Below are 14,017 nucleotides of genomic sequence, written 5' to 3' on the forward strand. Positions count from 1 at the left end.
GTCAGTGCTCCGCAAACATGTTGATGAGGATGCGTCCGGCGCCCGGGATCATCACCAGGAACCAGATCGCCAGAATGGTCCAGAGCATGACGCGCTGGTACTTCGGGCCCTTCGACCAGAAATCCACGAGCATCACGCGCACGCCGTTGAGGGCGTGGTAAAGGACCACACCGACGAGGCCGATCTCCATGAGACCGACGACGGGGTTTTTGTACGTGTCGATGACAGCGTCATACGTGTCGGGGTTAACCCGCACGAGAGCCGTATCGAGAACGTGTACGAATAGGAAGAAGAAAGTTGCGACGCCTGTGATCCGGTGTAGAACCCAGGACCACATTCCGGGGTCGCCCCGGTAAAGCGACCTCGTGCGCTCCTTCTGAGGAGCGGCTTCAGTCGTAGTACTCATCGAGTGCTGTGCCTCCAACGTCATTGGTGGACGCGCCGAGCCTGCAGAGAGCTTCGAGGTACTCAGCCCGGGCTCGACGGGATCCTGAACCGACTTGACTCAGACTCTAAACCCTGGTGAATCCGGGAACTAATCAGATGCGGGATTCGTACACCTACCAAACTCTTTGTAAGGTTTGCCTTTCCAATCTTCATACCGGCCGTATCGTGTCGTTTCTGCATGCATTCAGTTGGCGTGATTGGATTGTGAACCATGGGTGAAATCGACTGGAAGTTGTTGCGCCACAACGCGCAAGTGGTGATGCGTCGGGCCTACGCCCCGTACTCCGGATATGCGGTAGGTGCCGCGGCCCTGGTGGACGATGGTCGAATCGTCTCAGGATGCAATGTGGAAAATGTCTCATACGGTTTGAGTCTGTGTGCCGAATGTGGACTGGTGAGTAACTTAGCGGCCACCGGCGGAGGACGCTTGATTGCCTTCTCGTGCGTCGACGCGGACGGCGCAATACTGATGCCGTGCGGACGGTGCCGACAGCTCCTGCTCGAGCACGGTGGCGGAGAACTTCTGGTCGACACCTCACAAGGGCCGCGCCCACTCGCGGAATTACTCCCGGACGCTTTCGGGCCGGAACAAGCGGAAGGACTTCGCCATGTTTGACGCCGTGTCGATCATCAGAGCAAAACGTGACGGTCGGGAGCTCTCGGGCACCGAGATCGATTGGATCGTCCAGGCGTTCACCGCGGGAGTTGTGCCGGATGAGCAGATGGCGGCCCTCGCGATGGCGATCTACTTCCGCGGGATGACGCGCTCGGAGACCGGCCGCTGGACGCGGGCGATGATCGAATCCGGCGGCACCATGGACTTTTCGGACTTACCGATGGCGACAGTCGACAAGCATTCGACCGGTGGTGTGGGAGACAAGATCACACTTCCGCTGGTACCTCTGGTCGCCGCGTGCGGTCTTGCTGTTCCGCAGCTGTCGGGGCGTGGACTCGGCCATGCCGGTGGAACTCTCGACAAGCTCGAGGCGATCCCGGGCTGGCGTGCCGACCTCACCGCGGCCGAGATGGTGGAGATCCTCGCGAACCCGAAGATCGGTGCGGTCATCTGTGCTGCGGGCGCGAACCTCGCGCCGGCGGACAAGAAGCTCTATGCCCTTCGCGACGTGACCGGATCGGTGGAATCCATTCCCCTGATCGCGAGTTCGATCATGAGTAAGAAAATCGCCGAAGGAACCGGTGCTCTCGTGCTGGACGTGAAGGTCGGTTCGGGTGCGTATATGAAGGAACTCGGTGACGCGCGGGAGTTGGCGCGCACCATGGTCGAACTGGGCAACGACGCCGGTATGCGCACAACGGCATTCATCACCGAGATGGGTACGCCACTCGGCTTGACCGCCGGTAATGCACTCGAGGTGCGCGAATCCGTCGAGGTGCTGGCGGGCGGCGGACCTGCCGACGTCGTCGAGCTCACCCTCCTCTTGGCTCGGGAAATGTTGTCGGCGGCCGGAATCGACGATGTCGATCCCGCGCAGAAGCTGGCCGACGGAAGTGCGATGGATCGGTGGCACGCAATGATCGACGCGCAGGGCGGCGATCCGGATGCGGACTTGCCCGTGGCTCGACACACCGAAGTCGTCACTGCCGACCGCGACGGTGTCCTCACTCGACTGGATGCCATGGGCGTCGGTATCGCAGCGTGGAAACTCGGAGCGGGGCGCGAGCGCCAAGGCGACGCAGTACAAGCCGGTGCGGGTGTGCAGATGCATGCAAAGCCTGGTGACGTGGTCCGTGCCGGTCAGAAGCTACTGACACTGCACACGGACACACCCGAACGATTCGATGCCGCACGCCGGAGTCTCGACGGCAGTTGGGCAATCGGGTCCGAATCCGACACAGTGTCGCGACCGCTGCTCATCGAGCGAATTGTGGGTGACTCGCGTTAGCTTATGTTGCATGAACGCACCGGTGTTGAACTCGATTCGTAGCGCGCCCAAAGTTCTACTGCACGACCACCTCGACGGTGGTCTGCGTCCGCAGACAATCCTGGAACTGGCAGAAAATTGCGGATACACGGATCTGCCGGCACATACTGCTGCCGAACTCGCCCAGTGGTTTCGAACCGCCGCTGACAGCGGTTCGCTCGAGCTGTACCTCGAGACGTTCGCGCACACCGTGGCCGTCATGCAGACTGCCGAGGGACTCTCGCGCGTGGCACAGGAATGTGCCGAGGATCTGGCCGACGACAACGTGGTTTACGCGGAGGTGCGGTTTGCACCCGAACAGCACCTCGAACAGGGCCTGACGCTCGACGAGGTAGTCGAGCACGTACTCGAAGGATTCCGGGCGGGGGAGTCCGCGGCCCAGGCCCAGGGGCGCAAGATTCAGATCGGCTGTTTGCTGACCGCCATGCGCCATGCCGCCAGGTCCCGCGAAATCGCCGAACTTGCCGTGCGATTCCGTGACCGCGGTGTCGTCGGATTCGACATCGCGGGTGCCGAGGCCGGGAATCCGCCGAGTCGCCACCTGGACGCCTTCGAGTACATGCGGGATGCTAACGCGCACTTCACCATCCATGCCGGTGAAGCGTTCGGGTTGCCGTCGATTCACGAAGCCATCGCATTTTGTGGAGCCGACAGGTTGGGGCACGGTGTGCGAATCGTGGACGACGTCACTGCCGTCGACGGTAGCCACGAGCTGGGCAGGCTCGCGAACTTCGTTCGAGACATGCGCATCCCGCTGGAGTTGTGCCCGAGTTCGAACGTCCAGACCGGCGCCGTGGCTGCCCTGGCCGATCATCCGTTCGGACTGTTGGCAGACCTACGGTTCCGGGTCACCGTCAACACCGACAATCGGCTCATGGGTGATACCAGCATGAGTCGCGAAATGGCGGCGCTCGTCGAAACATTCGGTTACGGCTGGACCGACCTCGAACGATTCACGATCAACGCCATGAAGTCTGCGTTCATCCCGTTCGACCAGCGTCTCGCGTACATCGACGACGTCATCAAGCCCGGGTATGCCGTGTTGGTCGGGTAGCAGTACTGATCGGCGGGCGCCGTTTACTCGGGACGCAGGCGTGTCTCGAACTCACGCTCGAGTTCGCGCCACCCCTCGGATTCCTTGGAGAACGGCGCACTGGGAGCCATCCGGGACGGATCGGGATTGAGCAGGTACGAGACGTACCACCCGAGCTCGTTCGACGCGGACAGCGCTTCCTCGGTGGAGTCGTCGTCTGCGAAATCGGCTGCATCGGTGAACAATTCGACAGCTAGTTCGAGTTGTTCGACGTCGACCGCGTCCGGGCCCTGGGCAAGGTCGTCGGCGATGCCGGGGAGAACGTAGACATTTTCGTCGGTGACCTCGATGTCGAGTGAACCGTCGACTGCGGCATTCTGGATCACGCCGTACGTGCTGACCTGTGACAGATCGTGCTCGTGATTGTCGGCAAGGTAGCGAGCGAGCGCGCGCTCGGACCGGAAGACGGTGATCAACCCGTCCTTTCCGAGGAAGATTGCCTGGTCACCCATGTAGCAACGAAGGGTGTAGAAGGTGTCGCCGGAGGTGATGATGCGGACCGGATCGACGCCGACCTCGCCCCAGAACGTCTCGATCTCGTCGTCGTCCTCGTCGAGTTCGTCTTCGTCGAATTCCTCGTCCTCGCCTTCCTCGGCGACGTCGTCCGCATCGACGGTGTTCTCGGCGGCTGCGAGGAGTTCGGCTTCGGCGACTGCGACGGCAGCGGCATCAACCTTGGGCGATGTCACGACGGTGTCGATCGCGTCGAGAACCTTGTCCCAGTCCTTGGCGATGGCTGCGCCGACCTGGTCCCAGATCTCGAGTCCTTCACGACCCTCGAAGGCGCTCGCGTCCGTCGCGAGTGCACCCAGGATCGGGTGGCCGCTGAAGAACCGGATCACGGAATCGAGTTCGCAGACCTCGCCGATATTGCGGGCCATGTTCAGGGTGTCTTCGAGTTCGGAGACAACCAGCGGTTCCGGGTCCCCGGCAGCAAGTTCCGGTACTCCGACGAAATCGAACGTGAAGTTCTCCTCCGGTTCGAGTTCCGCGGCGGAGAGACCGGCAACAACACTCCAGGCGGGGTGGTCGACCAAATCGTTGTCGGTATCGGTGCGGATGAAGGCGGCGAGTTCCGCGACCGAGGCAAAGCCGTACAGGTCTTCCTCGTGACCGAGGAAGGCCTCCCATTCGTCGTCGCCCTCACGCCACCGGGGCGCCCACAACGTGACGAGGTCTCCACTTGTGAGACCGATTTCGATCGGGACGATATCTCCAGCCATGGGCGGAAGCCTATCGACCCGAGCGCCCTGCGCATAGCGCGGGTTACTCACACCTCGCCGAGTGAGCGACCCAGTTGATTCATCAGACGTTCGCGTTCGACGTTGCTGCGGTGAACTGCCTGGTGGATGGTGGCGATAGTCAGTGCCGCGACGGCCTTCGGTTCCATAGTGGTTACGGCGTCGGTGATGGTCAGTTCGACCAGCGCGCCCATTCCGTCGACACAGGCGACAACCGTGCCGTCGGCGCTCGCGGCGGTCGCCCGGATGGCGTCGACGTCACCGACCGCATCCTGCATGAATCCGCACTGACTCTTGGCGCGCTCCATGATTCGGTCCATTTCGTTCATATCGATCGCATCCAGGTAGTGGGGGCTGTGTCGGTGTGCTCTTCGGCAGCTTGGGCGTCGGCCAATTGCTCACGTGTTGCGAGTCCCAGGGCATTCACGATGTCGGCCGGAACCCCATCGGCTTCCAATTCGAGGCGGTGGCGGACGCCGGCTTCCATGGCGGCCCGGGCAGAGAGGGCCATGATCTCGGTGGCCAGGCGAGCACCGCCATAGCGTAATTCGCTGTGATGGATACGGATGTCGATGGGAATGCCCTGTTCGGTGGCCCGTAAGGCGATGGTTCCGCGGCGATTTGCCGCCACTGCGGTGATGACGCTCGGTGGGCGCGGTGTGTCCTGCATATTCGTGCTCATTTCACTCTGTGGGTCGGTAGAAGCCGTGAAATCCCATGCCGATGTTGGATGTTCGGACGGGGCTGACGCTGACCGGGTCTCCGGCTTCGACCATCTGGCCGTTGCCGATCACCATGGCAACGTGGCCGTCCCAGACTGCGAGGTCGCCCGGCAGAAGTTCGGACTGATCGACGGGGCTGCCGATGCCTTGTTCCTGGGCAAGGCGCGGAATATCGACGCCCGCTTGTCCGTAGGCCCATTGCGTCAAACCACTGCAGTCGAGGCCAACTCCAGGTGAGGTGCCGCCCCACTCGTATGGCACTCCTTGCTGGGTGAGTGCGTTGCGCACCGCTGCAGCGGCTTCGGCGTTGGGGGCGGTCGCAACAGAACCGTCGGGCAGATCGATCTGCAATCCAGCGCTGCCGGTACTGGCAGCAGAACCGGTTCCCGATTCCGGGTTGGTGACCCCGGGCGCGGGATCCGGCAGCGGGACTGACGGCACCAGAGCGGACATCTTGTCGGTGGACCCGGAGAGATCGCCGCGCATTCTCTCGACGACGGATATTGCCTGCCCAAGATGGTCGAATGCAGCTGCAACGAGCATCAATTGGCCCGGCGGCGTCAGTAGGGCCGGACCGGCTTTGGCAGCGATCCCGAGAAACGACTGCAAGATGCCGTTCAGTTCGTTGATCCCGGCGGACACCGTCATGGTGGCCTCGTCGACAATTCCGGCGATGTCGGTGCCTTTATCGGTGAGTGTTCGAGTTGCCGCTTGGGTCTGTTCGGTCATTGTTGTCGCGGCGCGCATGCCCGCGGTGGATGTTCCGCCGCCGGACAGTTCCCCCAGTGCAGCGGTACCCAGTTGGTAGGCGATCTCCAGTACGTCCGACGCGATGCGGAGTCCGACTTCGGGTCCGTTCGAGTCGGTGACGCCAGAACCAAGGGTTGCCACCAGGTCGATGATCGGCCGGGCAAGGGCCTCGACGGGGATCATGTCCGCGCCGCTTCGACGATGGTGCTGCGAACCAACTCGTCTGTGCCCACGTACAGGTCGCGGGCACTGTGTGTGGCGGCTGCGGCACTGGACACAACGGTGGCAAGACGGCCGAGATCGTCGATGTGAGTCTGTTGGGCTTCGCCGGTGACTCGGACGAAGTCCTCCGCGATCAATCCCAGGACTGCGCCGAGCGCAGTGTGATCGTGACGGGCCGCGTCGGCCTGGGCGCGGGCCACGGTGTCGGCGACGACGGCCAAGCGTGAACCGAAGTCTGTGATGTCTTCTGTGTGAGCTAGAAAATTGTCCAACTTCTCTTCCCCCCGTTGCGCTTACTCCTTTCTTGGACGCCGCCCGGGGCCGCTCGGTTCCCGAGGAACTATCCTCATGGTCATGCAAACGCACGTAGTCGACCATCCGCTGGCAGCGGCACTCCTGACGACAATGCGTGATGCACGCAGCGACAATGCGACATTCCGGTCGGCTCTGCGTCGGCTCACGCACATGCTCGTGTACGAGGCAATGCGCGACGCCGAGATCGAAGAGTTCCCCGTCGACACGCCGGTGGCAGCGACAACGGGAATTCGTCTGGCCAAGCCGCCGTTGCTGGTCCCGGTGCTGCGCGCCGGTCTGGGCATGGTCGAGCAGGCCAGTGCGTTGATCCCGTCGGCTGGTGTCGGCTTTGTGGGAATGGCGCGCGACGAGAAGACCCACGCGCCCGTTCCGTACCTCGAATCGCTCCCGGCTGATCTCTCCGGAATCCCGGTATTCGTACTCGATCCGATGCTGGCAACCGGTGGATCGATGGTTCACACGATCGACCTGCTCGTTGCGCGCGGAGCAACCGACGTGACAGCGGTGTGTGTTGTCGCGGCACCGCGTGGTGTCGACGCGCTTGCGGAGTCCGGCCACCCGGTTCGCCTGGTTCTGGCGAGCATCGACGACGGCTTGGACGAGAACGCTTTCATCGTGCCGGGCCTCGGCGACGCGGGCGATCGGCAGTTCGGACCGCGCTAGCCTACAAATTTTCTGCGAAGGCCCGGAGTTGTCTTGTCCGGGTCTTCGCTGCTGCCTGGGCGCCGGCGAGTTCGCTGCGGTTCGCTACCGGAATCACGACCTCGAGATAACACTTGAGCTTGGGCTCGGTGCCGGACGGGCGGACGACGATGCGCGTCGTCGCGCCGGTGAAGACCACCGCGTCGGTGCGCAGTGGCGAATCGACCGTCGCCAGATCTTCGAGAGCAGCCAGATCTTCGAAAGCAACTGCCTCGTCGCAGATTTCGTGCGGTGGATTGCTCCGAATGCGGTCCATGATGGTGGCGATGTCGGCAACGTCGTCGACTCTGCGGGAAACTTGGTCCCCGTGGTGATAGCCGAATTCGAGGGCGTAGTCGTCGAGCACATCCAGCACGGTTCGGTCGGTGTCGGCAAGAGTGGCAACCAGATCGGCGACCAGGACGGCGGCCGAGATTCCGTCCTTGTCTCGGACGGCGTCGGGGTCGACGCAGTGGCCGATCGCCTCTTCGTAGGCGTAGACAAGACCGTCGCCCGCGCGGGTCAGCCACTTGAATCCGGTGAGGGTGCAGGCGAATCGAGCGCCGCGAGTGGGAGCCAGTTTCGAAAGCAGAGTAGACGACACGATGGTGGTCGCTACGAGGGAATTCGGCCGAGCCGCGGTGAGGACGTGGTCGGCGAGCAGCACGCCCGTCTCGTCTCCGCGAAGCATTCGCCACCTGTCGCCGTCACGTACCCCGACGGCGCAGCGGTCGGCGTCCGGATCGAGAGCGATCGCGAGATCGGCGTTCACCGTGTCGGCCAGCTCGAGAAGTGCATCGGTGGCACCGGGTTCTTCCGGATTGGGAAATGCGACGGTCGGGAAATCGGGATCGGGATCGAATTGCCCGGCGACTACGTGGACGTCGGTGAAACCGGCGGCGTGCAATGCGGCCAGTGCGGTGTCCCCGCCCACGCCGTGCAGTGGTGTCAGTGCGATGCGAATGTTGCGGGTTTGACCGTGAGGAAGCGTTGCGACGCGTCGTACGTAGTTTTCGATCACGGAGTTGCCCACCGGCGTCACCGGAGTTCTGGCAATGCTCGACGCGCCGCCGACCTTCGCGATCGCGCTTTCGATCTCGCGATCCGCCGGTGAGACCAGTTGGGATCCACCGTCGAGGTACACCTTGTAGCCGTTGTCCGCGGCGGGGTTGTGCGACGCGGTGATCTGGATTCCGGCGCTGGCGCCGAGTGCCCGAACGGCAAATGCGAGCACCGGTGTCGGTAGCGGGTGGGGGAGAAGAGTGACCTCGAATCCGGCGGCGGCCAGAACCTCGGCGCCGGCAGTGGCAAATGCTTCGGAACCATGGCGGGCGTCGCGGCCGACAACGATGTGAGAGCCGCTGTGGCCGTGCGCGTTCAGCCACGCTGCGAGTCCGGCGGTGGTGCGGATGACAACAGCTACGTTCATCCCGTTGGGGCCGCCTCGCACCGGTCCGCGCAACCCCGCCGTGCCGAATGTCAGTGGAGCGGAAAAACGTTCGGCCAGTTCATGTTCGGAGAGCGATGCGAGTTCGCGCCTGGTGGCCGGGTCGGGATCGGAGTTGATCCACTCCTGCGCCGCCAGGATCACAGTTCGCGGACCAGTTGGCGCAGCAGCGTTCCCACTCGGGTCGCGGACGCCTTGCCTGCCGCGAGTACTTCCTGATGATCGAGTGGTGCGCCGGTGATGCCCGCGGCAAGATTGGTGACCATCGAGATGCCCAACACCCGTGCGCCCAGAGCGCGAGCCGCGATGGTCTCGTGGACCGTCGACATGCCTACGAGATCGGCGCCGAGGGTGCGCAGCATCCGGATTTCGGCAGGCGTTTCGTAATGGGGCCCGGGTAGCCCGGCGTATACGCCTTCGGTGAGTTCGGGGTCGATGGAGCGAGCGAGTGCTCGAAGTTCGGGGGAGTAGGCGTCGACGAGATCGACGAATTCCGCGCCCACCAACGGCGAGCGGGCCGTCAGGTTGAGGTGGTCACTGATCAGGACCGGCTGACCGACGGCGTAGTCCTCGCGGATACCGCCGGCGGCATTGGTGAGGATCACGGTGTCCGCGCCCGCTGCGATGGCGGTGCGAACGGGATGGACCACGGAGCTGAGTTCATGGCCTTCGTACGCGTGGGTGCGTCCGAGAAGCAACAGAACCTGGGTATCGCCGACGGTGACGGTTCGGATCCTTCCGGCGTGGCCGAGAGCCGACGGCGGAGCGAAGCCAGGTAGGTCGGCCATCGACACCTCGGCAGTGGGCTCACCGAACTGGTCGGCAGCGTCGGTCCACCCTGAACCGAGGACTACGGCGACGGAGGGCGGCGCGCTTCCGGTCATGGCGGACAGAGCGGCAGCGGCGGCTTCGGCGATCGTTCCCATGTGCGTTACCTTACTGACGAGTCGGGTCGGTTCGTCGGATGACCTACCGGCCATTACGCTGCCCTTCATGCCTTATCTCGAACGCGACGGCGACGTATTCATCCTGTACCTCGGAAACGAGGGTGAAACTGACAACGAGAACCGTTTCACCCCTGATTGGATCGACTCGGTGCACAGCGCACTCGACGAGGTCGAAGCGCACGAGGGGCCGGCTGCCCTGGTCACCACGGCGACGGGCAAGTTCTACACGAACGGCCTGGACACCACGTGGATCTTTGCCAACATCGACGGTCTTCCCGGGTACCTCGACAAGGTACACACGCTGTACACCCGCTTGCTGACATTCCCGATGGCGACGGTCGCGGCGATCGGTGGCCACGCCTTCGGAGCGGGCGCGATGCTCGCGACGTCGCACGACTTCCAGATCATGCGCGCCGACCGCGGTTTCTACTGCCTGCCAGAGGTGAGCCTGAACATGCCGTTCACCGTTGGCATGTCGGCCCTGCTGAACAGCAGACTCCCCAAGCAAGCGGCCGTGGAGGCAATGACCACCGGGCGCCGATTCGGTGGCGCCGACGCACTGTCTGCCGGAATTGTCCAGGAAACCGTCGAGGGTGATTCGGTGCTCGCGACCGCGGTGGCCAAGGCCGCTGCGCTCACCGCGACACACGGACCGAACCTGGCCGGAATCAAGGCCGGGATTCATCGAGACCTGTTGGTTGATCTTGGACGGGTGACTGACAAGAGCAACTTCTCGTTCGGGTGAGACAATGATTCGGTGAATCATGAAGTCGACGGCGTAGTCAGGTCTGTGGAGACCGATCTGATTGCGCTGTCGCATTCGATTCACGGTGATCCGGAGCTTGCATTCGAGGAATTCCGCAGCAGCGCCAAGGTGTCCGAACTGCTGGAGCAGCACGGCTTCGCGATCACTCGCGGTCTGGTCGATCTACCCACGGCGTTCGATGCGACGTACGGCAGCGGAGAGCTGGTCATCGCGATCTGCGCCGAGTACGACGCTCTTCCGGACATCGGCCACGCCTGTGGGCACAACATCATCGCTGCGGCGGCGGTAGGTGCCGGTATCGCCTTGGCATCTGTGGCGGACCAACTCGGCATCACCGTTCGGGTGATCGGAACTCCGGCCGAGGAAACGGGTGGCGGCAAAGTGCTGATGCTCGAGCGCGGGGCGTTCGACGGCGTCGGCGCCGCGATGATGGTTCACCCTGGCCCGATCGACATCATCGGTGCGACGTCGCTGGCCTTGGCCGATATCGCCGTCAGCTACCACGGACGGGAGGCTCACGCGTCCGCCGCACCGGAGTTCGGACTCAATGCCGCCGACGCGGCAACCCTGGCTCAGGTGGCAGTGGGGTTGTTGCGCCAGCACCTGCTCCCCGGTCAGCAGATTCACGGCATCGTCAGTGACGGTGGAACCGCCCCCAACATCGTGCCGGCGCGTTCGGAGCTGTTGTATTACTTGCGGGCGGAGACCGCCGCGTCGTTGGCCAATCTGTCGGAGCGGTCGAATGCCTGTTTTGCAGCCGGCGCTCTTGGCACCGGTTGCACTCACGAGATCCGCACCGTATCGCCGACCTACACCGAATTGACGCCTGATCCGTGGCTCGCTGACGTGTACCGCGAACAGATCCTGGACCTGGGCCGGGTGCCGTTGGCACCTGAATGGGAGCGTTCTCGTCCGCTCGGAAGTACCGACATGGGTAATGTCACCAACGTGATTCCTGGAATTCATCCTGTGATCGGTTTGGATTCAGCTGGGGCAGTGACACATCAGCCGGAGTTCGCTGCTGCGTGTGTCACGGAATCTGCTGATCGCGCCGTTGTAGACGGCGCAATAGCCTTGGCTCGCACTGCTGTCCGGGTAGCGTCCGATCCTTCGGAACGCGCCCGTCTGTTGGAAGGAGTAGATCGCCGGTGAACGCGGCAATCGATACTTGGATTCACGCGCATACCGACGATCTGGTCGCGTGGCGACGGCACATTCACGCCAACCCCGAATTGGCGCGCCATGAATACGCGACAACGGAATTTGTCGCGACGCGGCTCATCGAAGCTGGACTTTCACCGAAGGTGCTTCCCGGCGGCACGGGGTTGACGTGCGATATCGGTCCGGACGGACCCCGCATTGCCCTGCGCGCCGACATGGATGCACTGCCGATGCAGGAGGCGACGGGTGCGACGTACTCGTCCACGGTCCCTGGTGTTTCCCACGCTTGTGGGCACGACGCGCACACCACGATCCTGTTGGGCGTTGGTGTGGCCTTGGCGTCGTTGCCGGAACTTCCGGTCGGAGTTCGGTTGATCTTCCAGCCTGCCGAAGAAGTGATGCCGGGCGGTGCGCTCGACGTCATCGCGGCCGGTGCACTCGACGGTGTTTCGAGAATCTTTGCTCTGCATTGTGATCCGCGCCTGGAAGCGGGTCAGGTCGGTGTGAGACTCGGCGCGATCACGTCCGCAGCCGATACCGTCGAAGTGGTTCTGGATTCGCCGGGAGGCCATACGTCGCGGCCTCACCTGACAACTGATCTCATCTACGCGCTCGGAACTGTTGTCACCGGTTTGCCCGGAATGCTCAGCCGCCGTATCGATCCGCGCACCGGCACTGTCATGGTGTGGGGCGCGGTCAGCGCCGGTCAAGCGCCCAACGCTATCCCGCAGACCGGCATGATGACGGGCACGGTCCGAACGGGCGATCACGAAACGTGGGAACTGCTCGAACCTCTTGTGGAGGAGATCGTGCACGGACTGCTCGCACCGACAGGTGTCCGCTACCAACTGAACTACCGCCGCGGTGTCCCGCCGGTCGTCAATGACGAGGTCTCGACGCGTATGTTCGAGGACGCCATCGCCAGCGTCGGGCAGGATGCCTTGGCTGACACACCACAATCCGGTGGTGGAGAAGACTTTTCGTGGTACCTCGAGACCGTCCCTGGTGCAATGGCCAGGTTGGGTGTGTGGTCCGGCGAAGGTGAACAACTCGATATCCATCAACCCACATTCGATCTCGACGAGCGCGCGCTCGGTGTGGGCGTGAAGGTTCTCACAAGCCTCGTTCTCGGTTAGTTCCGGTTCCCGTCGGGGGCACCGTTTTTCGTAAGGTTCGAGTGAAGGTACGGGCATGTCCATAGGTGTGGGAGTGCGAATCGGCACAGTGGTGTCGACGGCAGTGGTCGCGTCGAACGATCCAGGTTCGGCTGATCCGGTGGTAATCGTTCGCGATACGGTTCTCAATCAGCGCAAGGACGGCACCACCGTGCTCGGCGGCGAGTCGGAGTTGGGCGGCGGCCGCGAGTTCACAGAAAGCTGGACGGGCTTTGTCGCCCGCGTCGGCGATCCGAGCGGTGTTGCCGGAACCGCTGATACCCGTTATCGCGCTGAAGATTTGGTGGCAACGTCCATCCGCTGCCTGCTACAGGAATGCGAGCCGCTGCCAGATCGTGGGGGTAAGGACGGCGGCGCGCCCGACATCGTGGCGACGTACCCGTCACGCTGGGATTCCTCGACGGCGGCGATCCTGCGCGATTCACTGGTCTACGCGGGCCTCGAACGGGTCACCTTGGTATCGGACGCCGAAGCGGTGTCGGCGTGGTTCGAATCGGAAATCGCCGCGCTGGCCGGAACGCTCATCGGGATTTATCACGTCGACGACACCGGAGCCGCTGTCACCCTGGTGCGTTCGGGTGTTGCCGCGGGCCGCGCATTCGGATTTGCCGGCGACGGCAGCTCTCCGAGTTCACGAATCGCAACGGCGCTCGGCGCCTTCGGATGGATGCCGGAAAACCTCGACGCCGTTGTCGTGACCGGCGACGGTGACATGGCGGGCGACAAGGCAGCGATGACGGCCATTGCCGTTGGGGTCGCCGAAAAGCTCAATGTCCGTTGTGAACTCGGACCTGGTCCGGAACAGTCGGCAGCGCTCGGTGCAGCAATTCTTGCAGCCGGTTTCACGTCGACGTCGCACAAGATCGTGCCGATCGGACTGCCGCCGTCACATGACGTCACCGAAGTATTCGACAACGTCCCGAAGGTTGCCGTGTCGGCCGAAGGGGCACAGGTGGCTACTGCGGAGGCGGAACCTACGTCGGTGGCGGAGACCGAGACCGGCAAGTCCGGCTCCACGCGCATCGTGATCACAGTTGCCGCCGTAGCGGCGATCATCGCGCTCGCGGTGCTGGCCTACTTCTTGCTGCTCTAGTCGGTCAATCTGGA

The 14,017-nt window shown here is 63.3% G+C and carries 16 protein-coding genes; 8 read left to right on the forward strand and 8 right to left on the reverse strand.

Features of this window, described 5'->3' with window-relative positions:
• Window position 1 precedes the first annotated feature (1 nt).
• Window positions 2-406 carry a succinate dehydrogenase, cytochrome b556 subunit gene (sdhC, locus tag R4P64_RS06225; protein ID WP_072782401.1) on the reverse strand — a complete coding sequence of 135 codons (405 nt, stop codon included), beginning with the start codon at window positions 404-406 and terminating at the stop codon, window positions 2-4.
• 252 nt (window positions 407-658) lie between these two features.
• On the opposite strand from sdhC, the gene R4P64_RS06230 reads away from it, so the two are divergent.
• From R4P64_RS06230 to R4P64_RS06240, 3 genes are read left to right on the forward strand one after another with little or no spacing between them, the layout of a single operon-like run.
• Window positions 659-1,063 carry a cytidine deaminase gene (locus R4P64_RS06230; RefSeq protein ID WP_033231273.1) on the forward strand — a complete coding sequence of 135 codons (405 nt, stop codon included), beginning with the start codon at window positions 659-661 and terminating at the stop codon, window positions 1,061-1,063.
• A complete protein-coding gene (locus R4P64_RS06235; protein ID WP_317819848.1) occupies window positions 1,056-2,351 on the forward strand; it encodes a thymidine phosphorylase in 1,296 nt (431 codons plus the stop codon). The genes R4P64_RS06230 and R4P64_RS06235 overlap by 8 nt, the downstream gene beginning before the upstream one ends.
• A 10-nt stretch (window positions 2,352-2,361) precedes the next feature.
• On the forward strand, window positions 2,362-3,444 hold the full coding sequence (locus tag R4P64_RS06240; RefSeq protein WP_033231271.1) for an adenosine deaminase: 1,083 nt from the start codon (window positions 2,362-2,364) through the stop codon (window positions 3,442-3,444).
• A gap of 23 nt (window positions 3,445-3,467) precedes the next feature.
• Here R4P64_RS06240 and R4P64_RS06245 read toward each other — a convergent pair whose 3' ends face one another.
• The 5 genes from R4P64_RS06245 to R4P64_RS06265 are packed head-to-tail and all read right to left on the reverse strand — an operon-like array spanning window position 3,468 to window position 6,690.
• A complete protein-coding gene (locus R4P64_RS06245; protein ID WP_317819850.1) occupies window positions 3,468-4,706 on the reverse strand; it encodes a primosomal protein in 1,239 nt (412 codons plus the stop codon).
• Window positions 4,707-4,753: 47 nt separating this feature from the next.
• Window positions 4,754-5,053, reverse strand: coding sequence for a YbaB/EbfC family nucleoid-associated protein (locus R4P64_RS06250; protein WP_033231269.1), 300 nt, complete (start codon window positions 5,051-5,053; stop codon window positions 4,754-4,756).
• On the reverse strand, window positions 5,050-5,394 hold the full coding sequence (locus R4P64_RS06255) for a hypothetical protein (RefSeq protein WP_033231268.1): 345 nt from the start codon (window positions 5,392-5,394) through the stop codon (window positions 5,050-5,052). The genes R4P64_RS06250 and R4P64_RS06255 overlap by 4 nt, the downstream gene beginning before the upstream one ends.
• A gap of 13 nt (window positions 5,395-5,407) precedes the next feature.
• Entirely contained in the window at window positions 5,408-6,379 is a 972-nt protein-coding gene (locus R4P64_RS06260; RefSeq protein WP_317819853.1) for a C40 family peptidase, read from the reverse strand.
• Window positions 6,376-6,690, reverse strand: coding sequence for a hypothetical protein (locus R4P64_RS06265; RefSeq protein ID WP_095886609.1), 315 nt, complete (start codon window positions 6,688-6,690; stop codon window positions 6,376-6,378). The genes R4P64_RS06260 and R4P64_RS06265 overlap by 4 nt, the downstream gene beginning before the upstream one ends.
• An 82-nt stretch (window positions 6,691-6,772) precedes the next feature.
• Here R4P64_RS06265 and upp point away from each other — a divergent pair, with 82 nt between their 5' ends.
• Window positions 6,773-7,396: a uracil phosphoribosyltransferase gene (gene upp / locus R4P64_RS06270; RefSeq protein WP_033231521.1), complete on the forward strand. Its 624-nt coding sequence runs from the start codon at window positions 6,773-6,775 to the stop codon at window positions 7,394-7,396.
• A gap of 1 nt (window position 7,397) precedes the next feature.
• Here upp and R4P64_RS06275 read toward each other — a convergent pair whose 3' ends face one another.
• Together R4P64_RS06275 and R4P64_RS06280 are read right to left on the reverse strand one after the other, a co-directional pair.
• Window positions 7,398-8,843 (reverse strand): phospho-sugar mutase, encoded by a 1,446-nt coding sequence (locus tag R4P64_RS06275; protein ID WP_411742657.1) that lies wholly within the window; start codon window positions 8,841-8,843, stop codon window positions 7,398-7,400.
• A 158-nt stretch (window positions 8,844-9,001) separates the two neighbouring features.
• Entirely contained in the window at window positions 9,002-9,787 is a 786-nt protein-coding gene (locus R4P64_RS06280) for a purine-nucleoside phosphorylase (protein ID WP_033231520.1), read from the reverse strand.
• A 67-nt stretch (window positions 9,788-9,854) separates the two neighbouring features.
• On the opposite strand from R4P64_RS06280, the gene R4P64_RS06285 reads away from it, so the two are divergent.
• From R4P64_RS06285 to R4P64_RS06300, 4 genes are read left to right on the forward strand one after another with little or no spacing between them, the layout of a single operon-like run.
• Window positions 9,855-10,553, forward strand: coding sequence for an enoyl-CoA hydratase-related protein (locus R4P64_RS06285; RefSeq protein WP_033231264.1), 699 nt, complete (start codon window positions 9,855-9,857; stop codon window positions 10,551-10,553).
• A gap of 12 nt (window positions 10,554-10,565) precedes the next feature.
• A complete protein-coding gene (locus tag R4P64_RS06290) occupies window positions 10,566-11,726 on the forward strand; it encodes a M20 family metallopeptidase (protein WP_051730213.1) in 1,161 nt (386 codons plus the stop codon).
• Window positions 11,723-12,871, forward strand: a complete 1,149-nt coding sequence (locus R4P64_RS06295) for a M20 family metallopeptidase (protein ID WP_033231263.1) — start codon at window positions 11,723-11,725, stop codon at window positions 12,869-12,871. Before R4P64_RS06290 ends, R4P64_RS06295 begins: the two co-directional genes overlap by 4 nt.
• 55 nt (window positions 12,872-12,926) lie before the next feature.
• Window positions 12,927-14,003, forward strand: a complete 1,077-nt coding sequence (locus R4P64_RS06300) for a hypothetical protein (RefSeq protein WP_179300736.1) — start codon at window positions 12,927-12,929, stop codon at window positions 14,001-14,003.
• Window positions 14,004-14,017: the final 14 nt, after the last annotated feature.

This window comes from Rhodococcus sp. IEGM 1366 (genome assembly GCF_033142425.1).
In the GTDB taxonomy this organism is placed as follows: Bacteria; Actinomycetota; Actinomycetes; order Mycobacteriales; family Mycobacteriaceae; genus Rhodococcus_F; species Rhodococcus_F globerula.